We start from the raw sequence: 22205 nt of genomic DNA, 5'->3' as shown, positions 1-22205 counted from the left end.
TGACAGGCATATTATCGTCCCATCATGATGCTGCGAATCGCTTCAAGCGGCGCCTTCGGCTCCCTGTCATAGGTCAGCAGACCGTTGATTTCCTGTTCCACATCCGTCAGCTGTGTATAGCAATACCCTTGGATAATCGGGGATGAGAACATCGGATCCACGACCGCCTTCAGACGAATCAGGAAATCCTCCTCGTTCTCCGCGCCGGAATATCCCCAGCCATCCCACTCACTCTTCTTGAAGGCGATGCCGCCAAACTCCGATACAAGAATCGGCTGCCCTTGGTAGGAAGCGCCTCCGACAAAAATTCTGCGGTTGGCCGGCATCGCCTCGACGGCTGATTCCGCCGTTTGGTAGCGCTGCTCCAGCACCTCCTGGCGGCTCTCATAATCATGGATCGTGACCAGATCGGTCGTCATATGCTCCCAGCCGTCGTTATACACAACAGGTCTTGTATCATCAAGGGATTTCGTTAAATGATACATCGCCAGCCCGTGCTGCTGCTGACGCACATCAATCTGCACGTTCGGCACGCCCCAGCTCTCATTGAGCGGAACCCAAGTCACGATGGACGGATGATTGTAATCGCGCTCCACAATTTCCTGCCACTCTCTGGTGAAGCGGCGGACATATTCCTCGGAATACTCATACGCATTGGCGGCCTCGCCCCAGACCAGCAGACCCAGCCGATCACACCAGTACAGGAATCTCGGATCCTCTGTCTTCTGATGCTTTCTGACGCCGTTAAAGCCCATTTCCTTCGTTAATTCAACATCCCGCTTCAGCGCTTCATCTGTCGGGGCAGTCAGAATGCCTTCAGGGAAATATCCCTGATCGAGCACCAGACGCTGGAAGTATGGGCGGTTATTCAGGCACAGCTTTCCGTCCTCGATAGACACTTTGCGCATGCCAAAATAACTTTGGACCTCATCCACAACATCCCCGCCCTGAATGAGACGGAATTCGACATCATACAGATTCGGATGTTCAGGGCTCCACAGCCGGCCCTGGCCGTGATCGGTGAAATCGCCAAGCCCAATGGCCCGCAGCTGCTCGCTGCTCCGCAGCGAATATTGATCTTCCGCAATCCGGTCATCCCCGAAGGTTACGGTAACCTGCACTTTCAAATCTCCGGATGCCGGATACCCCTCAACGAACGTCCGGATGCGAATTTCATTCCGGTCAATGTCCGGAGTGATCATCACTTTGCGCAGATGAGCAGGGGACACCGGCTCGAGCCACACGCTTTGCCAGATGCCGGTCGTGCGGGTATAGAAGATGGACTCGGACTTCTCACGCCAGTACTGCTTGCCCCGAGGCAATGTGACATCGCGGCTGAAATCCTCCGCCCGCACAACGACCGTATTGCCATCTTCCCGAAGTAAGCTCGTAATGTCAGCCTGGAATGGGGTGTGTCCCCCTTCATGCACCGCTGCCAGCTGACCGTTCACCCAGACCTTGGCGATATAGTCTACCGCCCCGAAATGAAGGATGATGCGCTTGTTCTTCCAATCTGCCGGGACTTCGAACGATCTGCGGTACCAGACGACATCATGAAAGGAAGGATCCCCGATGCCGCTCAGCTTGCTTTGGAAAGCAAAGGGCACATTGATTTTGTGCGAAAAAGGGACGCGCTTCTCCGTTTGGTACCAATATTCCTTCTCCCCGACACCAGCATCGTCAAATTGAAATTCCCACTCTCCGTTCAGGCACTGCCATGCCTTGCGGACGAATTGGGGGCGCGGATATTCCGCACGCGGGTACACGGTATGGTTTGCTTCTGTATTTTTCAAGATGTTCACTCCTAAACATATGGTTAATTTTTTTATATATCAGCCTTTGATGGAACCAACGTATACGCCCTTCACAAAATATTTCTGAAGGAAAGGATAGACCATTAAGATCGGAGCCGTCGATACCACGATCGCGCAGTACTTAACCAGCTCCCGGAACGCATTCGAGCTTTGGGCGCTGTTGATGACAACGCCGCCTGCGCTTCCCATCGTCGTGGCCGTGGAGTCATTCGCAACCAGAATTTCCTTCATTAACAGCTGCAGCGGGAACAGTTCCCGGTCTTTGAGCAGCACCATGGCGTTAAACCAGGAGTTCCAGTTGCCCACCATGTAATACAGGAAAATGACGGCCAGCGTTGCTCTTGACAGCGGTATGATGACATGCACCAATATTTTCGCCTGACCAGCGCCATCCATAACCGCCGCTTCCTCCAGCTCTCGCGGAATGGCTTGGAATGCTGTTCGCAGGATGATGATGTTCCACGTATTCAAGGCCGTTGGCAAAATCATGGCCCAGAGATTGTTGTACAGCCCGATGTCTTTCATCAGCAGGAACCAAGGAATAAGACCCCCGCCAAAAAACATCGTAATTGTAATGAAAACCATGATGTAATTTTTGAAATAGAGATCACGCCGGGACAATACGTAAGCGCCGAGAATGGTCATCACCATGTTGACCAGCGTTCCGAGTCCGACATAGATAATCGTATTTTTGTAACCGTTCAACAGGCTGTTGTCTTTAAATACCAGCTTATAGCCATCAAGCGTAAAGCCCAGCGGTTTGAACAGCGCGCCTTTATGGGCGATCAATGAGACCGGATCGCTGACCGAGGCAAACAAAATGTGCAAAATCGGATAAAAACAGACCAGTGTTAAAGCCGCTAACAGCGCATAGTTCGTAAAGTCGAATACTCTGTCTCCGATCGACTTACGCTTCCAGCTTCCTCTTGCCTTGAGCTGCTTGTTATTCATGGCTTTCCCTCTTTCTTACCATAAGCTGACTTCCGATCTGCGCTTGACGATGTAGTTCGTCAGCCAGAGCAGACCGAAGTTGACGACAGAGCTGACCAGGCCTACCGCAGCGGAATAGCTGAGACTGGCCTCTCGCAAGCCTCGCCTGTATACATAGGAGGCGATAACATCCGCCGTCTCATACGTAAGCGGGTTGTATAGCAGAATGATCTTTTCATAGCCGGATGCCATCAATCCGCCGACCGCAAAAATAAACAGAATAATAATGACCGGGCTGATCTGTGGCAGCGTAATGTGCCACATTTTCTTCACTCTGCCGATGCCGTCCATGTCTGCCGCCTCGTACAAGGCGGGATCGACGGAGCTCATCGCCGCCAGGTAAATGATGCTGTCCCAGCCGATGCTCTGCCAGATGCCGGAGAACGTATAAATCGGCCGGAAGAAGGAGGCATATCCGAGCAGTGACGAGTAGTCTTTTCCCGTAATGGCCTGCAGAATCTGGGTGATGATCCCTTCATCCGCGGTAAAAATGTGAATGATCCCGCACACGACCACCAAGGAAATAAAGTGTGGCATATAGGTAATCGTCTGAACGGTTCTTTTGAATTTCGAGGACTTGACTTCGTTGAGCATCAGCGCCAAGATAATCGGTGCGGTGAAGCCGAAAGCAATGGCCCACACATTCAGCATCAGCGTATTCTTAACGACCCTCCAGAAGTAAGGCCCCTCGAAAAAGTCAATAAAATGTTTAAAGCCTACCCACTCACTCGCCCCGAATCCAAGCAGCGGCTTGAAATCCTTGAAGGCGATCATGACCCCCCACATCGGGCCGTAACAGAAGACCAGGAACCATGCAATCACGGGGAGCGCCATCAAATAAACGAACCAGTTCTTTTTCAGGTCCTTCTGGATCAGCAGCTTCGTATTTTTCGGTTGTGACTCCGTGTGGGGCTGGTTCATCTTCCTGTTTCTCCGAATGATCTCCATCTTCTAACCACCCGTTCTTAAGTAATCGAAGCTATCTTTGGTTATACCGATCCAGTGCCGCTTGATGGATGCTTAGAAACTCGTCAAGCCCCATGTTCTGCGCTTCTTTCAGGAACTGATCATAAGCATCTACCGGCAATTCTCCCATGATGATCTTCGCAAAATATTCCCCGCGCAGCGTCGACAGCTGATTGCCCAGTGCAGCTTCGCGTGAAGCTTCTTCTTTCGTGAACGTTAACGGCGGCACCGCCATGCTCGTATCCATATTCTCTGTCCAGTATTTGCGAATATCGCCCGAATAGCTTCCTTTGGCCACAATCAGCGGGTTGGAATGATGCTCATCGCGGATGTTCGGCCAGCTGTGCCAGCGGTATTTCCAGATCGTCACGGCTACCGGCTGACCATCAGGGTCGTTGTAGATGTGACTGTCCTCATGTAAATATGGCATGCCATTCTCATCCACCAGGTGAACGGTGCCGTATTCTCCGAAGTTAATGATTTCCCAGCCCTTCTTGCTGTAATTGAAATCCAGCCATGCCATAGCGGCTTCGATGTTGTCGCACTGGGTCGTAATGGCTGCTTCCGTTCCGGTACGCATGAAGTTTTTATACGTTGTGGCGGACTTGTCTCCCGCGTTCAACACCGGGTTCAGTGCCCCCACAAAGTCGATGGCGTTCTGTTCCTTCCAGAAGCTCCACATCGTATCTGGCGAATCCATAATCACCGCGGTATCATCGGAGATCGCGCTCGCCATCCGCTGGTTGAAGTCAGCTGTTGCCCAGTCGCGGTTCAGCAATCCTTCCTGATTCCATTTCTGCATGGTGGCCAGATATTCTTTCGCTTTCGGCTGTGCCGGCCCCCAGGCCACCTTGCCGTTCTCATCCAGGAACGTCCAGTCCCATACCCCAAATGCGCCGTTGATAATGCCTGTAAAAATCTGACCGTAGGACGAGCCGTAATTCAGCGGCGAGTTGTATCCAACTTCCTTCGCTTTTTTCAGGAATGTGTACCATTCGTCGATGGTGTTTGGCACATCAAGACCGGTTTTGTCCAGCGCCTCCTGCTTGATCAGCATGCCGAACCACGTCCATTCGGAGTATGGAGCAATGCCGTAGAAGCCCAGCAATCTGCCGTCGTCGGTCACCGTTGTTTTTCTTCTCATTTCATCCGAATTACGCCATGCGGTGTAGTTCGGTGCATGCTCTTCCATCAAGTCGGTCAAGTCGATGTAAGCTCCGTCGTTCACGCCAGCCTCAAGCCCTCCCGGATAGCGCCCCGGTTCGATGATGATATCCGGCAGATCACCGGAAGATATCATAAGCGTAAAAGCGTCTGCTTCCTGTCCGACCGGCGGTGTAATGAAGTTGACTTTAATGCCTGTCAGCTTCTCAATTTGTGCCTGCACCGCATGATTGTTCATATCCGGCACGTTGGAGTTGGCCGGCATCCATACATCCAGCACGACCTCTTCTTCAAACGGATAAGCCGAATAATCGCTTGGAATGACGGTATCGTATAAATCACCGAGATAGCTGTCATTGAGCGTGCTGTTCACTTCGTCAATCTGCTCTTGGGTCGGTGAGGTGTTGCCGCGGATGTCCGCGCTTATATCCGTAAATTCAACCTGATTTCTTTCCCGGGGTGCGGTTTCTTCTTTCGCCTCGGGCTCGTTGTTTGCACCTTGGCCGCTGCATGCGGTTACCGTCCAGATGAGCAGCAAAGCGGTCAACAGCATAGGAATCATTCGTTTCGGAATCGTTTTCATCTTAATCCTCCCTATTGATAATTACAGAAGCCTGTTACTCATGACACGTCCAATCTGCTCCCTCTATACGCTCCCCCCTCGGTACCGAAATGCTCATTACATCTCATGAACACCTTTGTTTAATACAATAATTTTGTATTTTAACCGAAGTATAAGTTTATAAAATTCGTTTGTCAACGCTTTCATTCATACTTTATGTAATAAATTTTGATAAAAAAAGACTTACCTACAACAAAACTGTAGATAAGTCATCTGTAATTCAAACACTTTGGATTTTCTTACAAATATTAGGGGATGACCCTCGCTTCACTCGCCAGAGGGCACCGGCTGCGCGGCTCCATCGCTGGCAGGCACACCGAAATCAGGCGTGCCATCCGGCTTCCAGCCGAATTTCTGGATGCGGGTAGAGCGTAAAGAGACCTTGGCATCCGGGGCGGGAAGCGCATGATACACGATCCAGTCCTCCGTGCCATCCGGAGACTGGGTAAAGCTGTTGTGCCCTGTTGCATAGATGCGGTTCTCCGGGCTTTTGCGAAAGACCGGCTCCATCGATTTATTCCAGGAATTCGGGTTCATTGGATCGCCTCCTTCATTCATCGTCAGCATGCCCAGCGCATAATCCTCCGACCATGTGGTACTGGCTGAATAGATCAGGAAAATACGGCCGTTTCGATGAAGAATAGCCGGACCTTCGTTAATCGCCATCCCCCCCTGCTTTTCCCATTCCAGTGTCGGAGCCGTGAGCAAGACATGCTCCCCTGTCAATGTCCACGGGTTCGACATGCGGGATATGTAAATGGCCGAGCCATAGTCTGGAAAATGGCCGTATCCCGCGTATAAGAAATACAGCTGATCCCGCAGCTTCATGACGGTTCCATCGAGACCAGGACGCGTCTCTAATGCACCCTTCCATGTCCATTCCCCTTCCAGCGGATCCGCCGAGGTGTTCTCCAGCACACAGATCCGGCGGGACTCGTCTCCTCCCCCGTCGTTGGCCGTGTAGTAGATATACCACGTTCCCTCCAGATGATGAATTTCCGGTGCCCACAGGTTGTGGCTGTACGGCCCTTCGGGCTCCGGCGTCCAGATCGTTTTCTTCTCTCCGTCAGCGAGCTGGCTCAAACGGGCGGATTTCGTCAATTCCAGACGTCCGCCCACCGTGTGCATGAAATAATAGAAGCCGTCGGTATGTCTCCATACCCAAGGATCTGCCGCGGGTTCAACGATCGGATTATAAAATGTTGCGCCATGTACCATTCTTGTTCCCTCTCCTTCATCTCGCGAATGCGGTCTGTACGCCGCATCTCGCGCATCAAATGATTTCCCCTTCACAGCCCTTCCCGTGAATAGTTGGAAAGCGCTTACTAAAAGGGGCACCGCTCTGTCGTTTCGGAATTGCATCGTCAAGCAAGTCCATATTAAGGGGAATCCCCCTGCTTTGTCGAGTAAACCTAACACTTTGATAAATGCATTTTTTTAAACCGGAGAGGCTGGGACCAAGCAATGGCAGCCTTCCTATAGAGCCAGAAATTCAGCCATAAAGGCTTGGAATTACGTATAAAAAGACCCCGATTTCACTTCATCGCAAAGTAAAATCGGGGTCTTCCTTACCTATGTCATTCTCCGTGTGTCATTCTCCGCGGAATGCTTTTTTCACACGGTCAAAAAAGGATGAATCCTGCCCATGTCCCGAATCGCCTTCCAGTGAGGAGAACTGGCGGAGCAGATCCTTCTGTTCATCGCTCAGCTTAGTGGGGGTTACAACGACCACCCGCACATGCTGATCGCCCTGGCCCATCCCGCGAAGTTTCGGCACTCCTTTGCCTTTCAGGCGGAAGAACGTGCCGGTCTGAGTTCCTGCCGGAATTTTCAGCTTCACTTTTTCGGTCAGTGTTGGAATTTCTATCTCATCGCCAAGCGCCGCCTGTGCAAAGGTCAGCGGAACCTCGCAATAGATGTCGTCCCCTTCCCTTTCGAAGAACTCATGCGGCTTGACGCGAATGACAATGTACAGGTCACCTGCCGGGCCGCCGCGCAATCCGCCTTCGCCTTCACCGCTCATGCGCAGCTGTGCTCCGTCATCAACGCCTGCCGGAATCCGCACATGGATTTTCCGCTGCTTTTTCACCTTGCCACTGCCGTGACAGGTGCCGCAGCGGTCTTTGATGATTTTTCCCGAACCTTGACAGTTCGAGCAACTACGACGATTGACCATCCGGCCAAACGGCGTATTCTGTACCACTTCCTGCTGACCGCTGCCGTGGCAGACGGAGCAGGTTTGCGGCTTGGTGCCCGGTTTCGCGCCGGAGCCATGACAAGTATCGCAAGTCTCCGTTCTCGGGATGGTGATGTCAGTCTCCTTCCCGAATACGGCCTCCTTAAACTCCACGGTCATCGTATACTGCAGGTCATTCCCCCGCTGAGGCGCATTCGGATCCCGGCGGCCGCCGCCGCCAAAGAACATATCAAAGATATCTCCAAAACCGCCAAAGTCGCCGGAGAAACCGCCGCCGCCCATACCCTGGTTCGGATCGATGTGCCCATATTGATCATAGCGCGCACGCTGCTGGCTGTCGCTCAGCACATCGTATGCCTCTTTCACTTCCTTGAATTTGGCCTCGGCATCAGCCGCTTTGTTCACGTCGGGATGATACTGTCTTGCCATCTTGCGGTACGCCTTCTTGATCTCATCCTCGGAAGCGTTCTTGCTGACACCAAGCACTTCATAATAATCACGCTTTTCAGCCACGGTTTCACCTCCATTTCACACAATCTGCTCGCATGACACAAGGAAAGTCAAAGTGCGAAGATGCGCAGCTTTGACCTTCCCATACAATCTATTCAGATTAACCTTTGTTTTTATCTTCGTCAACCACTTCGTAGTCAGCGTCCACCACGTTGTCCTTGTTCTGAGCTGCGCCTTCGCCGCCTGCTTCTTCCCCTTGCTGGGCTTGAGCAGCCTGCTCATACAGCTTGACGGACAGCTGCTGCACGATTTGCGTCAGCTCTTCGGTAGCCGCTTTGATCTCCTCAAGGTTGTCGGATTCCAGTGATTTCTTCACTTTTTCCTTCGCTTCGTTTGCTTTATCCACTTCGGAAGCATCTACCTTGTCGCCAAGATCCTTGATTGTTTTCTCTGTTTGATATACGAGCTGGTCGGCATTGTTGCGAACTTCAACAAGCTCTTTGCGCTTGCGGTCTTCTTCGGCATGAAGCTCCGCATCCTTCATCATCTTCTCCACTTCTTCCTCGCTCAGGCCGCTGGAAGAGGTGATGGTGATTTTTTGGCTCTTGCCTGTACCTTTATCGGTAGCCGACACGTTCACGATCCCGTTCGCATCGATATCAAACGTAACTTCAATTTGCGGCACGCCGCGCGGTGCTGGAGGAATGTCTCCGAGCATGAAGCGTCCCAGCGTTTTGTTGTCCGCCGCCATCGAACGCTCGCCCTGCAGCACGTGAATCTCTACGCTTGGCTGATTGTCCGCATAAGTGGAGAAGATTTGAGATTTGCTTGTCGGAATCGTTGTATTGCGCTCGATCATTTTCGTAAATACGCCGCCTGCAGTTTCAATACCGAGTGACAGCGGAGTTACGTCAAGGAGTACCACATCTTTAACGTCCCCAGTCAAGACGCCAGCCTGTACCGCTGCACCGAGTGCTACAACTTCGTCAGGGTTCACGCCTTTGTGAGGCTCTTGACCTGTCAGCTTCTTGATCGCTTCCTGAACGGCAGGAATACGAGTGGAGCCGCCGACAAGAACGACCTTGTTGATGTCGCTAGGCGTCAATCCTGCATCGCTCAGCGCCTGACGAGTTGGCCCCAGCGTGCGCTCTACCAGATCCGCAGACAGCTCTTCGAATTTCGCGCGAGTCAGGTTCACCTCAAGGTGCTGAGGCACGCCGTCAACCACCGTGATGAACGGCAGGGAGATCGTTGTTGTCAGTACGCCGGACAGCTCTTTTTTCGCTTTCTCAGCTGCATCCTTCAGACGCTGAACCGCAGCTTTGTCCTTGCTCAGATCGATGCCATGATCCTTCTTGAACTCAGCTACCAGATAGTCGATGATCACTTGGTCGAAGTCGTCGCCGCCGAGCTGGTTGTCACCGCTTGTCGCTTTTACTTCGAAGAATCCGTCGCCAAGCTCCAGAATTGATACGTCGAAAGTACCGCCGCCAAGGTCATAAACGAGGATCGTCTGATCGTCGGATTTCTCCATGCCGTATGCCAGAGCCGCTGCTGTTGGCTCGTTGACGATACGGAGCACTTCAAGTCCTGCGATTTTACCCGCATCCTTGGTTGCTTGACGCTGGCTGTCGTTAAAGTATGCCGGAACAGTAATAACCGCCTGGGTTACCGGCTGGCCCAGATACGCCTCGGCATCCGCCTTCAGTTTTTGCAGAATGATCGCAGAAATCTCTTGCGGCGTATATTCTTTTCCGTCGATCACTTCCTTGTGGTTCGTCCCCATATGACGCTTGATGGAGATGATGGTACGGTCAGGATTCGTGATCGCCTGACGTTTAGCCGTATCACCAACGATACGCTCGCCGTCTTTTTTGAAGCCGACAACCGACGGGGTTGTACGGGCGCCTTCCGGATTCGGGATTACGACGGCCTCGCCGCCTTCCATTACCGCTACGCAAGAGTTTGTTGTACCTAAGTCAATACCGATTACTTTACTCATGGGAAAAATTCCTCCTTCATTAGTCAACGAAGCTTAATATGTGTTTCTCATAACCTTTATTTAAATAAAACGGCTGGCGAGGTACGATTACATGCTCACCTTAACCATAGCCGGTCTAAGCACTTTATCTTTCAGCATATAGCCCTTCTGGACTTCCTCCACCACGATGCCTTCCTCATGCTCGTCGCTTTCCACTTGCATGATTGCCTGGTGGAACTCGGGGTTAAACGGCTGGCCTACGCTGTTCATCGCCGTCAAGCCCTCGGCTGCCAGAATTTGCTCCATTTGCCGGAAGATCATGTTGACCCCTTTCGAGAATGACTCGAACTCCGGATTGTCTCCGGAAGCCTGCAATGCACGCTCGAAGTTGTCGATCACCGGGAGCAGCTCCTGAATGAGCTTGGAAGAAGCATATTTGGCCAGCTCCTCCTTCTCCTTCTGCGTGCGTCTGCGGAAGTTGTCAAAGTCAGCCTGTGCGCGAAGCGCACGCTGCTGCGTCTCGGAAAGCTCGTTTTGCAGCCGTTCAATTTCCTCCTGCGCCGCATTATTCCCTGCTGTTTCGGTTGCCTCCGCATCCGCGGCTGGCTCCTGCTCCGATTGCGGAGCGCTTGAAGCCTCTGCAGCCTCGCTATTCTCTACCGTCTCGGGCGCTGTTTCTTTCATTTCCTCAGCATGTTCTGCTTGTACCGTATCTTGAACCGTTTCGTTGTTCTCCTTATTCAAGATGCGCTCACCTCCTTATAATGTAGCCGCTAATCTTGTGCGCTGCCCTGTCCTATATACCAGCAGAATCGCCCAAATCTTTCATCTTAATAACATGATGTATTCGCAGCACCGCCGCGGCAACTTCCCCTGCCGCCCGCAGTCCGTGAAGCTTCACCGGTGCCGGGTCTACAATGCCGGCCGTCTCATAATCAACGACGCTGCCGGAATCGCAGTCAATCCCCATGCTGTCCGAGCCCTCGTTAATCTGCGCTGCCCGCACCTCTTCCATCTTCTCAAGAGGGTTGTAGCCAGCGTTCAGCAGAATCTGCGACATTGGCTTGCGCAAAGCAGAAGAGACTGCTTCGAAGCCGAAAGCTTCCATCCCTTTCTGAGCCTCGCGTATTCGCTCCAGCTCATAGGAAACGGCAAGTTCGCTCGTTCCTCCTCCCGGCAGCACCCCGCCGGTAATCGCAGCCTGCAGTGCGGAAGCGGCATCCCCGGCTATTCTTGCGGCCTCTCCGACAACCTCGGAGGTGCTGGCGCCAACGATCACCGTGACGAGACGTTCGTCCGTTCCGCCGCATGCCAGGCGAACCCTCTCAATCCGTTCATCATAGGTCACCTTCGGCGTGCGGCCCATCAGCGATAACAACGGTTCCGCGTCTTTATGTAACGCCTTGCGGCGTCCGGCAACCGCACCGGTCATGTCACACACCTGGCGCAGCACAGCCCGTGATACGCGCGGCACAACCATAATCCCGTGATCAAGGCAGAACTGCTCCGCATCGGGATGAACACCCTTCTCAAGCAGAATCAGCTTCACCGACAGATCGGCCAGTTTGGCCAGATCGGAAGCAAACTGTTTGCGAAGATCCATATACTGCGCGAAGCCAGCTTCAGTGGTCAGCGCTTCTTCATCCATCTCGTCCGGCTCCAGCGCATCGAACAGCACCAGGACACGGGCATCATGAAACTCCCGGGCCTCCCGGTTATAGATGGGCTTTTGCCGGAGAAGCAGTCCTTCAAACACCTCGTTCTCGGCATTTTCCAGCGCAACAATATGATCCGCAAGCGTATAGGCAGGGTCCTTCAGACGTGCAAGCCCTGCCTTGCTTGCGGCTTCCATGATCAGTTCCACAATATCGCGCCGTTCCCGGCCGGCTACATATACCGTGCGCTCCAGCAGCGGATCGTCCAGACCGTCAATGTGCCGGACCCGATCGCGAAGCAGCTGCAGCGCCGTAGCCACCCCCTGCCGCATGCCCTCCACCACTTTCGAGGCGGGAACGCCCTTCGTAATGCGGGAGACCCCTTCCTGCACCAATGCCCCTGCGAGCACGGTCGCTGTGGTAGTGCCGTCCCCGATCTTCTCCTGCTGAGCTCTGGCGACCTGAATCAGGAGACGAGCGGCGGGATGGGACACATCCATCTTGTCCAGAATCGTAACCCCGTCGTTCGTAATGATAACCTCGCCCCTCGGTCCGACCAGCATGACATCGAGCCCTTTAGGTCCCAGCGTTCCTTCGACAGCCGAGGTTACCGCCCGAACGGCATTGCTGTTATTCAGCAGCGTGGAGTATCGGTCATCACCGTCCACATGACCTTGTTGTCCTTGGCTCACCTGTCTCACTCCCTTATTTGTACCAGTGTGACAGCAGCTTCGTCAGATCATGGGACAGAATGTTCAAAATGCCGATCACCCGCGCATATTCCATGCGCGTCGGTCCCAATATCCCGATCGTGCCCAGCGCCTTGCCGTCAATCGAATAGGTTGCTGTAATCAGACTGCAGTTCGATATTGCTTCATGCGTGTTTTCCGTGCCAATCTTCACCTGAATGCCCTGCTCTCCAGGAGCCGGCGCCATCAATTTGGTCAGCAGCGGCGTCTGTTCCAGAAGCTCGAAAATATCCTTGACCTTCTCGACGTCCTTGAATTCAGGCTGGTTCAGCATATTGGTGGTGCCGCTAAGATAAACCCGATGATCCGGCTGATTGTCCAGCGCAATATCCAGCATGCTCATGATCTCCTCATAATGCTCGATATGGCGCTGCATCTCTTGACCAAGCTCTGTGTACAGCCGGGTCTTCAATTTATAAAGAGGCACGTTGACCAATTTGCTGTTCAGGAGATTGACCACTCGCTCCAGATCGGAAACCGATACTCCTGGCGGAATCGATACGGTCTTGTTCTCTACTTGTCCTGTGCTGGTCACTATAATCGCTACAGCCTGATTCTCATGAAGAGGCAGCAGCTGGAAGTGACGCAAAGACGTATGAAAAACTTCCGGTCCAAGCAGGATGGAAGTATAGTTCGTCATTTGGGACAATATGCTGGCTGCATGCTGAATCATCTGTTCCATCGCGTTCAGCTTCTCCGCAAAAAACGTCTTCATCATATGCAGCTCCGCAGGATTCAAGGAAAACGACTGCGTAAGATGATCAACATAGTAGCGATATCCTTTATGCGACGGAATTCTTCCGGCGGACGTATGAGGCTGCTCCAGAAAACCAAGCTCCTCCAGATCGGCCATCTCGTTGCGAATGGTCGCCGGACTGAATCCTACATCCCCGCGTTTGGAAATACTTCTTGAGCCTACCGGCTCTGCCGAACGGATATAATCATCAACAATCGCATTTAATATCATGCGCTGACGGTCTGTTAACAAGTCGCTCCCCTCCTTGCTGACTGCTCGTATTCACCTCGTTAGCACTCAACGTCATCGAGTGCTAACCGATATAACAAAAATACCAAACCGACCTGAGTATTGTCAAGTCAGTTCAGTACTTTAAGGACTGCTATTTCGTCACAGGCATGCTGCTTTTTGCAATGGATGCAATCCGTCCAAACCTTTTCCGGAAAGATCTCCTTTTCGACGACAGCAAAGCCGTTTTTCACAAAAAATGAAACCTCATAGGTGAGCGCCATCACCTTCGGAATTTTCCGCCGCCGGGCTTCTACTACGAGCGCTTCCAGCAGCATCGAACCGATCCCTCTTCCCTTGTACCCTTCGTTGATGCCGAGTGAACGAATCTCGACCAGATCATGGCCAAGCTGGCACAGCGAACCGCATCCGATGACATTCCCCTCTTCTTCCGCTACAACGAACTCCCCGATCTGTCTCTCCAATACCTTGCGGGACCGGGGCAGCATAATCCCCTTCTCCGCATAGCCCTGAATCATCTGAAACAGCGGCTCGATATCATCAGGTGTCGCTTTTCTGCAAACCGCCGACATGTTGAATTCCGTCTCCCCTTTACACGCTCCGTCATGTTATGAATAAATATACAACAGGGCGTATAGAAGTTCAATAGATTAATTTGCGGACAGGCTGCCGATAAATTCTGCGAACACCTCGTTGCCGAATAGAACGCCCTTGCTGCTCAGCTTGTAGCCCTCATCGGTCGACTCAAGCAGGCCGCGTTGCGTCATTCTTCCGAGCGGCCCTGCAAACACATCGTCCAGTGAAGCATCGAACTGCTGTGCGAACCGGCTGCGCGAAATGCCGTCAAGCACACGCAAGCCGACCATCACAAAGTCCTCCATCGCTTCCTCGTGTGTAATTTCATAGCTCTCCAGCCTTGGCAAGCCAGCTTGGGCCGCCTGAATATACGGGGTAACCCCCTTAATATTGATATGCCGCTTTCGCCCGATATAACCATGCGCCCCAGCGCCCAGCCCGTAATAGTCCTCATTGCGCCAGTAGGTCATATTATGCCGGCTTTCAAAGCCCGGTTTGGCAAAATTGCTGATTTCATATTGTTTATAACCGGCCTCGCGCATCCGTTCCATCAACAGCAAATACATGTTCAGCTCATCCTCCTCATCGGGAAGCGGGAGCTGGTTTTTCTGGAACAGGGTATGGAACAGCGTGTTCTCCTCCACCTTCAAGCTGTAGATCGAATAATGCGGCAGTCCGAGCTTGAGCGCCTCGGTTACACTTTCGGACAGCATCTCCACCGTCTGGTTTGGCAGGCCAAACATCAGGTCGATCGAGATGTTGGAGAAGCCCGCGCTTCTCGCATTCTCCAGACTGCGATAGACGTCATCCGTATCGTGAATCCGTCCGATCCCGGTCAGCAGGCTGTTCTGGAAAGCCTGAACCCCGAAGCTGATCCGGTTGACGCCTCCCGCTCGCATGACGGACAGCTTCTCCAAATCGGTCGTGCCGGGATTCGCCTCCATCGAGAACTCGATATCCTCCGCCCAGTCCGGGAAATGCGTTTTAACACTCTGTAAAAAATACGCCATCTCATCCGGTTTCAGCACGGTAGGTGTACCGCCGCCTACAAAAATACTTTTGATCCTGCCCGGAGGATTCTCCTTCACCGTCAGCTCCATTTCCTTATCGAGCGCTCTCAGATAGTCCATTACGGGCTGATCTTTCAGCACATAGGAGTTGAAGTCACAGTAAAAACATTTATTCGTACAAAACGGAATATGGATATATACCGCTTCCGTCTGTTGATTCATGGATCGCATCCTTAAACCCTCCTTGCTGCCTCTATTACTTGCTATATTCATATATTAAATAAGAAGAAAGAAAGGAAAGCCGATACCGGCTTTCCCAGCTGCATTATTTGTCGTCGATTTTCAATACGGCCATAAACGCCTCTTGAGGCACCTCAACGCTGCCGACCTGCTTCATCCGCTTCTTACCTTCTTTCTGCTTCTCCAGCAGCTTCCGTTTCCGCGAAATGTCGCCGCCGTAACATTTGGCAAGCACGTTTTTGCGCATTGCCTTGACGGTCTCGCGCGCAACAACCTTCGTGCCGACCGATGCCTGGATCGGCACTTCGAACATCTGGCGAGGAATCAGCTCGCGCAGCTTCTCGCAAATGCTGCGGCCGCGATGGTAAGCGCGGTCCCTGTGCACGATGAAGGACAGGGCGTCCACCTGTTCGCCGTTAAGCAGAATGTCCATTTTGACCAGATTCGATCGCCGGTAGCCGGACAGTTCGTAATCGAAGGAAGCATACCCCTTCGTGCTCGACTTGAGCTGGTCGAAGAAATCGTACACGATTTCCGACAGCGGAATTTCATAGGTGATCGTGACACGCGTTGTATCCAGGTATTCCATGTTGATGAATTCACCGCGCTTGCCTTGACAGAGCTCCATAATAGCACCTACAAAATCATTCGGCACAATAATGGCAGCCTTGACATACGGTTCCTCGACATAATCGATCTTGCCGATTTCGGGATAATGCGACGGGTTGTCGATCTGTATCTGCTCACCGTTTGTCAGCGCTACGCGATAGATAACGCTCGGGGCTGTCGTAATGAGCGGAATGTTGAATTCCCGCTCAATCCGTTCCTGGATGATCTCCATGTGGAGCAGGCCGAGGAATCCGCAACGGAAGCCGAATCCGAGCGCACTTGAAGTTTCCGGCTCGAAGCTGAGCGATGCATCGTTCAGCTGCAGCTTCTCCAGCGCCTCCCTCAGGTCGTTGTAATCCGAGGTTTCGATCGGATACAGACCGCAGAATACCATCGGATTGATCTTACGGTAGCCTGGCAGCGGCTCCAGCGTCGGATTCTTCGCATCGGTCACCGTGTCACCGACCCGGGTATCGCCGACATGCTTGATTCCGGCAACGATAAAGCCGACATCGCCCACCTGCAGCTCGTCCACAATGCTCATGCGCGGCTTGAAGGCGCCGACCTCGATGACCTCGAACGTTTTGCCCGTCGCCATCATTTTAATCTTGGAACCGGCTTTGATGCTGCCGTCGATGACCCGCACATAGACGATAACGCCCTTGTAAGGATCGTAGTGAGAGTCGAAGATCAGCGCTTTCAGCGGATTCTCGGATTGGCCCGTCGGAGCCGGTACCTTCTGCACGACCTGCTCCAGAATCTCCTTGATCCCGATTCCGGCCTTGGCCGAAGCCAGAACGGCTTCGCTCGCATCCAGACCGATAACATCCTCAATCTCCTGTTTCACGCGATCCGGATCCGCACTTGGCAGATCGATCTTGTTGATGACCGGCAATATTTCAAGGTTGTTGTCAAGAGCGAGATACACGTTCGCCAGCGTCTGGGCCTCGATTCCCTGCGCCGCATCCACGACCAGCAATGCTCCCTCACAAGCGGCAAGGCTTCGGGAAACCTCGTATGTAAAATCGACGTGCCCCGGGGTGTCAATGAGGTTCAGGATATATTCCTCACCGTCGTCAGCCTTATAATTCAATCGAACCGCCTGCAGCTTGATTGTGATGCCGCGCTCTCTTTCCAGGTCCATCTGATCGAGAACCTGCTCCTGCATTTCACGCGAGCTTAACGCGCCTGTGTACTCCAGAATACGATCCGCCAATGTCGACTTCCCGTGGTCTATATGTGCAATAATACAGAAATTACGAATTTTTTGTTGTCTTACTTGAACGTCAGTCATGCCTAACCCCCACCAACCACCAGATGTTTGAATCAATTTATTATACCAGTTGAAGGAGATCACAGCAATGCCGTTGCCGTACGCTTTATTATTCGATGATGGAGCCGAACATCGAGACGACCCAGCGGATCCCCTGATCCGACAATTCCTGGAGCAGGCCTGCGGTTTTGTCTGCCAGAACATCCGCAGGCGGCTTCGGCCGGTCCGGGAGCAGAATATCGCGCGGCGCTGGCTCAAACTTCGGCTTCGTCTCCACCGCTTCTGCCTGGGTATCGTCGTAGCCCTCCACCGATTGCGGGAGGCGGGCATTGCCTCCCCATCCGGTTGATACCACATCTTCCGTGACCGGCTCCTGCTCCTGCACACGTCCGATCAGCTCGTTAGCCGGTGTATGTCCGCCCCCCAGCTGCATGCCGATCAGCACTCCGATCCCTGCCCATATCAGCAAAGCCACAAAACGTTTGGCAGCTCTTGACATGATAGTCCCCTCCTAAAAATATCAGATCTCTGATCCGGTCCGCCCCTAGGAAGCCTAACCGCTATGGCTGCCACTTGACATGACGCTTGCCTTCTCCGCTTCCTGCTCCTGCCAATATACCTCGGCGATAATGTCTGCCAATATTTCCGCCGTCCGCTGCAGTTCCTCTCTCGTATTGTCAATGCCTCCGACTTCGATCAGAATGCTGTTCGGCGACAGGGACTGATTGTATTCTCCGTTCCCTTGATCAGCCGATTTCCCCCAGATGCCGCGCGATATTCCAGGATAAGAAGCCTCTAGCTTCTCGTTGATTTTGCTGGCGAACGCTTCATTCTCCCGCCAGTTCTCGTTGCCATGACCGATGATGAAGTACACCTTTGCATAAGTGAGACCGTTAATCGTAGCCGTTGTTTTGTTATACCGCTGAGAATCGCGGTGGATATCAATCAGGTAATCCAGTCCATCATGATTTGCCATTGCCGTCTTCACGGTCTCACGGGAGTATTTGTATGAATAATTATAGTTATATCCTTCTACGGTGGATTGATAGTCGCTTTTATCGTGCAAAGTGCCGATGCCGTTGGCCTCAAGTCTCTCTTTCATAAAGTTCCCTACCAGCATCACATTTTTCTGCGGCGAGACCGCTCCCGGGTTGTCCGAAGGATGCGTTAACAGCGGATTATACGCCTCTTGCGGATGGGAGTGATAGATGAGCACCGCCTTTTTGCCATTGGTTGTTTTCTCCGAATCCGGGGTCCCTTCAGGCTCCTCCTGACCTGTACCCGGCTCCTCTGCTCCGCTCCCTTGGCCGGGGTCTTCCACATGCTCTTCCGGTTGCTGGGGTTCGGCAGGCTCCTCCCCCGTCCCTTCCGCCGCACCTTCTATAGAATCCGGGCGATAATCCGCCGGTGCTTCGCCGGAATCATTGCCCGATCCGCCCCGCAGCTGAACCGGCTGATTCACCTTCATGCCCGGCATTTCACCGGCCAGCAGGCTTTTCGGGTCCCGAAGATTGACATTGGTCAGCATCTGAACCACAAACGTAGTCATTTTGTCCCCGGAAAAAACGGAGCTCTCCTTCGACGCAGCCATATGCGGCATCTCCATCCCGATCATATCCGTGAAAAAGTGGCTTGATAGAGACGCTGCTAGACCTTTCATAGAAGAAACCGGCGACGTGTTCAGCCGCTGCTCCGCCATGCCTGCCAAACCAAGCAAAATAAAAAACACCAGGGAGCCCAGCATGAGGATAATCATCGTTTTCCCCATACTCAAGCCTTCCATCGTCTTTCTTTTGAGCCGGGCAATGTTCCATATCCGAAACTTCTGATTGTTCATATCGAGTCCTCCTCATCGTTCTCGGGAGCGTGAAGCAGATTCCAGCCGTGCCCACGCGAATTTGAAATCTCTTATACTCCCAATCTATGAACAGGGTTGTTTCGATAGAACCTATAGTCTGCCAAAAAAATATAAAGCCCCGCTAGATTCGGAGCTTTAATGGATAGTTGCGTTCGCTTAGTGGGTGTACGCCCCGACATTGCCGGGATCTACCGCTTCATGAAGCGCGGCGTTAAGTCCGGTCGCCACGATGTTCGCGATATCTTCTATAAATTCGTCGATTTCCTTCGGAGTGACGATCAGATCATGTCCGAGCGGCTCCAGCACTTCCTTTACCAGCGCCAGGCGCTCCTGCTCGGGAAGATCGTGCAGCATGCCCATAATTTTGCCCGTTTCCTTCGTTTCACTGCCAAGATGCGACTTCATCATCTCAATCGCATTGTTCACAATGGTAGACGCATAGCAGACCGTTGGCACACCGATGGCGACGCAAGGCACGCCCAAAATTTCCTGTGTGAGCCCTTTGCGTTTATTGCCGATGCCCGAGCCGGGATGAATGCCGATATCGGCAATCTGGATCGTCGTATTTACGCGCTCCAGCGACCGGGATGCCAGCGCATCAATGGCAATGATCAGATCAGGCCGTGTGCGCTCCACAATGCCCTGCACAATCTCGCTGGACTCAATGCCCGTCATTCCCAGCACGCCCGGAGCCACGGCGCTGACCTGCCGGTAACCCGGGGCGACCCGCTCCGGCATCAGCTCAAAGTATTGGCGTGTAACCATCACATTCTCTACAACAATCGGCCCGAGGGAGTCCGGGGTTACATTCCAGTTCCCCAATCCGACAATCAGCACAGTCGCTTTAGGACCAATCCCGATCCGCTGCATGAATGCCTCGAACTCGCGCGCGAACACCATCGACACTTGATCCTGCAGTCCGGTGTCTCCCTTGCGAAGATCAGGTACTTCCAGCGTCACGTAATGTCCTTTCACTCTGCCGATTCGCTGAGAAGCCGCATCGTCCTGAACATCAAGGCGCGTAATTTTGATGCCGTCCTCCTGAACCACATCCTCCAGCACGCCCGCAATCGGCTGCTCACTTCCATTTCCCGCCAGCTCCCTTGATTCTACGGCGAGGTCAGTACGGACAGAATATTTTTGAAGATCCAGTTCCATAAACAATCACACTCCTCCTCATCGATAAGGATAGTGTGCGGGACTATGCAGCGGATTATACAGAAGTCTTATAGAGTATTGCTTTTTGTCCACCCTCGTGCTAAAATATTTTAAGTTGTGAATCATTTCGCTCTATTGAAATGCCTTACAGGAGGTGAATGTAATGCCAAACATCAAATCCGCGATTAAACGTGTTAAAACAAGTGACAAACGCCACGCGCTTAACATTTCTCAAAAATCCGCGCTCCGCACAGCTGTAAAGAACGCTGACGTTGCGCTGAACGGTACTGAAATCGAAGCTGCTAAAGCTGCTTTCCAAGCCGCTTCCAAAAAGCTTGACAAAGCCGTAACCAAGGGCCTGATCCATAAAAACGCAGCTGCCCGCAAGAAATCCCGTCTGGCGAAAAGACTGAACGCTCTTACGTCCCAAGCGTAATAGCCGTTTAATTGAATATGATTATTGAAAAAAACCTGGGCTGACCTATGTCGCTCAGGTTTTTTTGAGTTCAGTGGGCTCAAGGTATAAAGCTCAGGCGCCAGCAGAGGGCTGGCGGCATCCTATCCTCATCCGCCGCTCCCTTCACTGACGCCTGTTCGCACGATGCTGCAAACTCTCTCACCGCGGGTGTTCCGCTGCGTGATGGCGGTTAGTTGATCACATGAGCCATCTCACCTTCCGATTTACGCACCCAGCCGGAGCAGGAACAGCTCTAGACCGAGCACCTTGTCCACAGCCCCGGTCTTCATCTCATAGTCCAGCTGTGCAAGCCGGTTCAGAATCCGCTCAAGCCGCACCGTTTCAAATTTCCGTGCCTGCTCCCCTGCGATTTTCACCGCATAGGGATGCAGTCCGATCTGCGATGCAATTTGCTGCTGGGTGTACCCTTGCGAAGACAAGGTCTTCACCTGCAATATGATTCGGAACTGCCGCGTAATAAGCGCTGCAATTTTGATCGGTTCCTCGCGCTGCTTCAGCAGCTCATAAAAAATAGCCAGCGCCTTGTCCAGCCGGAGATTCGCAATATCCTCGACCAGCGCAAATACGTTCTGTTCCGTGCTGCGCGCAACCAGCATATTGACGGTGTCAACATCAATGACGCCCCCTTCACCTGCATACAGGCACAGCTTCTCTACTTCGGCCGACAATGATTGAAGGTTCGTGCCGGCATTTCGCACAAGGACATCCGCGGCCCCATCGGCCAGCGTACAGCCCTGCTGGCGTGCCTGCTTGTCCACCCAACCGAGCAGTTCCTCGCCACCGAGCGGCGCAAACGAAAGGGCAACTCCGCCTTTTTTGACCGCTTTAACCACTTTCTTGCGTTCATCCAGCTTATCCTGCTGCACCATAAATACGATGATGCTGTAATCAGCAGGATTATTCATATAATCCAGCAACGCCTCGGGGCGATGCTCAACCTTCCCATTGTCCTTGGCGGCAGTGAAAAACGAGGTGTCCCGAACAAAAATCAGCTTCTTCGGCACCATAAATGGAACGGTCTCCGCCTCCTCTACCACACTTTGAATCGAAGTATCGGCCAAATCGAGACGGACGATCGCAAAGTCCCGCTCTTCCTTCGGAATAAGCTGTTCCTCCAACAAAGCTGCAAATTCATTCATCTGATACTTCTCGCTGCCATACAGCAGATACACCGATGCGGCTTCTCCCTGCTTGACCGCCTTGGCCGCCGTCTTGGCATCCATCGGCGCTCCCCCTTTCCTTCTGTGTAACACTATACCAAAAAACTCGGTCCGGGGCGATACGATGTCCGAGGCTTGTATAAAACAAAGGGACCTCGGCTTTATCAGCAGCAAGGTCCCTTTGTCCCAACACATCTATATAAACGCCGAAGAGGATGCTCTAGAATCATCCCCCGAGGCGGTCATACGACGCTACGTTGGTCTTGTGTC

The 22205-nt window shown here is 52.7% G+C and carries 18 protein-coding genes; 1 reads left to right on the top strand and 17 read right to left on the bottom strand.

Annotated elements, in window-relative coordinates; genetic code table 11:
- Window positions 1-11 precede the first annotated feature (11 nt).
- The 16 genes from CHH75_RS03255 to gpr all read right to left on the bottom strand — a co-directional run bounded on the left by CHH75_RS03255 (window position 12) and on the right by gpr (window position 20297).
- Window positions 12-1793 carry a glycoside hydrolase family 2 protein gene (locus CHH75_RS03255; RefSeq protein ID WP_095397437.1) on the bottom strand — a complete coding sequence of 594 codons (1782 nt, stop codon included), beginning with the start codon at window positions 1791-1793 and terminating at the stop codon, window positions 12-14.
- A 39-nt stretch (window positions 1794-1832) separates the two neighbouring features.
- A complete protein-coding gene (locus CHH75_RS03250) occupies window positions 1833-2765 on the bottom strand; it encodes a carbohydrate ABC transporter permease (protein WP_095263098.1) in 933 nt (310 codons plus the stop codon).
- Between the two features lie 15 nt (window positions 2766-2780).
- Window positions 2781-3752, bottom strand: a complete 972-nt coding sequence (locus CHH75_RS03245; RefSeq protein WP_095263097.1) for an ABC transporter permease — start codon at window positions 3750-3752, stop codon at window positions 2781-2783.
- A gap of 31 nt (window positions 3753-3783) precedes the next feature.
- Window positions 3784-5517 carry an extracellular solute-binding protein gene (locus CHH75_RS03240; RefSeq protein WP_095397436.1) on the bottom strand — a complete coding sequence of 578 codons (1734 nt, stop codon included), beginning with the start codon at window positions 5515-5517 and terminating at the stop codon, window positions 3784-3786.
- A 306-nt stretch (window positions 5518-5823) separates the two neighbouring features.
- On the bottom strand, window positions 5824-6774 hold the full coding sequence (locus CHH75_RS03235) for a glycoside hydrolase family 43 protein (RefSeq protein WP_095397435.1): 951 nt from the start codon (window positions 6772-6774) through the stop codon (window positions 5824-5826).
- 373 nt (window positions 6775-7147) lie between these two features.
- Entirely contained in the window at window positions 7148-8266 is a 1119-nt protein-coding gene (gene dnaJ / locus CHH75_RS03230; RefSeq protein WP_095263094.1) for a molecular chaperone DnaJ, read from the bottom strand.
- A gap of 97 nt (window positions 8267-8363) precedes the next feature.
- Window positions 8364-10205, bottom strand: a complete 1842-nt coding sequence (gene dnaK, locus CHH75_RS03225) for a molecular chaperone DnaK (protein ID WP_095263093.1) — start codon at window positions 10203-10205, stop codon at window positions 8364-8366.
- An 87-nt stretch (window positions 10206-10292) separates the two neighbouring features.
- On the bottom strand, window positions 10293-10928 hold the full coding sequence (gene grpE, locus CHH75_RS03220) for a nucleotide exchange factor GrpE (protein ID WP_483310909.1): 636 nt from the start codon (window positions 10926-10928) through the stop codon (window positions 10293-10295).
- Window positions 10929-10980: 52 nt separating this feature from the next.
- The gene (locus tag CHH75_RS03215) at window positions 10981-12531 is read right to left on the bottom strand and encodes a TCP-1/cpn60 chaperonin family protein (protein WP_095397434.1); all 1551 of its coding nucleotides are present in this window, start codon (window positions 12529-12531) and stop codon (window positions 10981-10983) included.
- Window positions 12532-12544: 13 nt separating this feature from the next.
- On the bottom strand, window positions 12545-13576 hold the full coding sequence (gene hrcA / locus CHH75_RS03210; protein ID WP_095263091.1) for a heat-inducible transcriptional repressor HrcA: 1032 nt from the start codon (window positions 13574-13576) through the stop codon (window positions 12545-12547).
- A gap of 107 nt (window positions 13577-13683) precedes the next feature.
- On the bottom strand, window positions 13684-14145 hold the full coding sequence (locus CHH75_RS03205) for an N-acetyltransferase (RefSeq protein WP_095397433.1): 462 nt from the start codon (window positions 14143-14145) through the stop codon (window positions 13684-13686).
- A gap of 78 nt (window positions 14146-14223) precedes the next feature.
- Window positions 14224-15381, bottom strand: coding sequence for a radical SAM family heme chaperone HemW (gene hemW / locus CHH75_RS03200; protein ID WP_413773579.1), 1158 nt, complete (start codon window positions 15379-15381; stop codon window positions 14224-14226).
- 103 nt (window positions 15382-15484) lie between these two features.
- On the bottom strand, window positions 15485-17302 hold the full coding sequence (lepA, locus tag CHH75_RS03195; RefSeq protein WP_095263088.1) for a translation elongation factor 4: 1818 nt from the start codon (window positions 17300-17302) through the stop codon (window positions 15485-15487).
- A gap of 88 nt (window positions 17303-17390) precedes the next feature.
- On the bottom strand, window positions 17391-17780 hold the full coding sequence (locus CHH75_RS03190) for a hypothetical protein (RefSeq protein WP_095397431.1): 390 nt from the start codon (window positions 17778-17780) through the stop codon (window positions 17391-17393).
- A 54-nt stretch (window positions 17781-17834) separates the two neighbouring features.
- Window positions 17835-19118 (bottom strand): stage II sporulation protein P, encoded by a 1284-nt coding sequence (locus CHH75_RS03185; protein ID WP_095397430.1) that lies wholly within the window; start codon window positions 19116-19118, stop codon window positions 17835-17837.
- A 177-nt stretch (window positions 19119-19295) separates the two neighbouring features.
- Window positions 19296-20297: a GPR endopeptidase gene (gene gpr, locus CHH75_RS03180; protein WP_095263208.1), complete on the bottom strand. Its 1002-nt coding sequence runs from the start codon at window positions 20295-20297 to the stop codon at window positions 19296-19298.
- A 163-nt stretch (window positions 20298-20460) separates the two neighbouring features.
- Between gpr and rpsT the strand changes: the two genes are divergently transcribed.
- A complete protein-coding gene (gene rpsT, locus CHH75_RS03175) occupies window positions 20461-20733 on the top strand; it encodes a 30S ribosomal protein S20 (RefSeq protein WP_095263085.1) in 273 nt (90 codons plus the stop codon).
- A 245-nt stretch (window positions 20734-20978) separates the two neighbouring features.
- Here rpsT and holA read toward each other — a convergent pair whose 3' ends face one another.
- Window positions 20979-21998 carry a DNA polymerase III subunit delta gene (gene holA / locus CHH75_RS03170; RefSeq protein ID WP_095263084.1) on the bottom strand — a complete coding sequence of 340 codons (1020 nt, stop codon included), beginning with the start codon at window positions 21996-21998 and terminating at the stop codon, window positions 20979-20981.
- Window positions 21999-22205 lie beyond the last annotated feature (207 nt).

It is taken from the genome of Paenibacillus sp. 7541, from assembly GCF_002276395.1.
Taxonomy (GTDB): domain Bacteria; phylum Bacillota; class Bacilli; order Paenibacillales; family Paenibacillaceae; genus Paenibacillus_AQ; species Paenibacillus_AQ campinasensis.
The sequence above is the reverse complement of the archived record's forward strand: the minus strand, read 5'-3'. Positions and strand labels throughout refer to the sequence as shown.

Coding starts and splice junctions, on each gene's coding strand:
- CHH75_RS03250 (WP_095263098.1), bottom strand. CDS start 2,765: ATGAATAACAAGCAGCTCAAGGCAAGAGGAAGCTGGAAGCGTAAGTCG.
- CHH75_RS03245 (WP_095263097.1), bottom strand. CDS start 3,752: ATGGAGATCATTCGGAGAAACAGGAAGATGAACCAGCCCCACACGGAG.
- CHH75_RS03240 (WP_095397436.1), bottom strand. CDS start 5,517: ATGAAAACGATTCCGAAACGAATGATTCCTATGCTGTTGACCGCTTTG.
- CHH75_RS03235 (WP_095397435.1), bottom strand. CDS start 6,774: ATGGTACATGGCGCAACATTTTATAATCCGATCGTTGAACCCGCGGCA.
- dnaK (WP_095263093.1), bottom strand. CDS start 10,205: ATGAGTAAAGTAATCGGTATTGACTTAGGTACAACAAACTCTTGCGTA.
- CHH75_RS03205 (WP_095397433.1), bottom strand. CDS start 14,145: ATGTCGGCGGTTTGCAGAAAAGCGACACCTGATGATATCGAGCCGCTG.
- hemW (WP_413773579.1), bottom strand. CDS start 15,381: ATGAATCAACAGACGGAAGCGGTATATATCCATATTCCGTTTTGTACG.
- lepA (WP_095263088.1), bottom strand. CDS start 17,302: ATGACTGACGTTCAAGTAAGACAACAAAAAATTCGTAATTTCTGTATT.
- CHH75_RS03190 (WP_095397431.1), bottom strand. CDS start 17,780: ATGTCAAGAGCTGCCAAACGTTTTGTGGCTTTGCTGATATGGGCAGGG.
- CHH75_RS03185 (WP_095397430.1), bottom strand. CDS start 19,118: ATGAACAATCAGAAGTTTCGGATATGGAACATTGCCCGGCTCAAAAGA.
- gpr (WP_095263208.1), bottom strand. CDS start 20,297: ATGGAACTGGATCTTCAAAAATATTCTGTCCGTACTGACCTCGCCGTA.
- rpsT (WP_095263085.1), top strand. CDS start 20,461: ATGCCAAACATCAAATCCGCGATTAAACGTGTTAAAACAAGTGACAAA.
- holA (WP_095263084.1), bottom strand. CDS start 21,998: ATGGATGCCAAGACGGCGGCCAAGGCGGTCAAGCAGGGAGAAGCCGCA.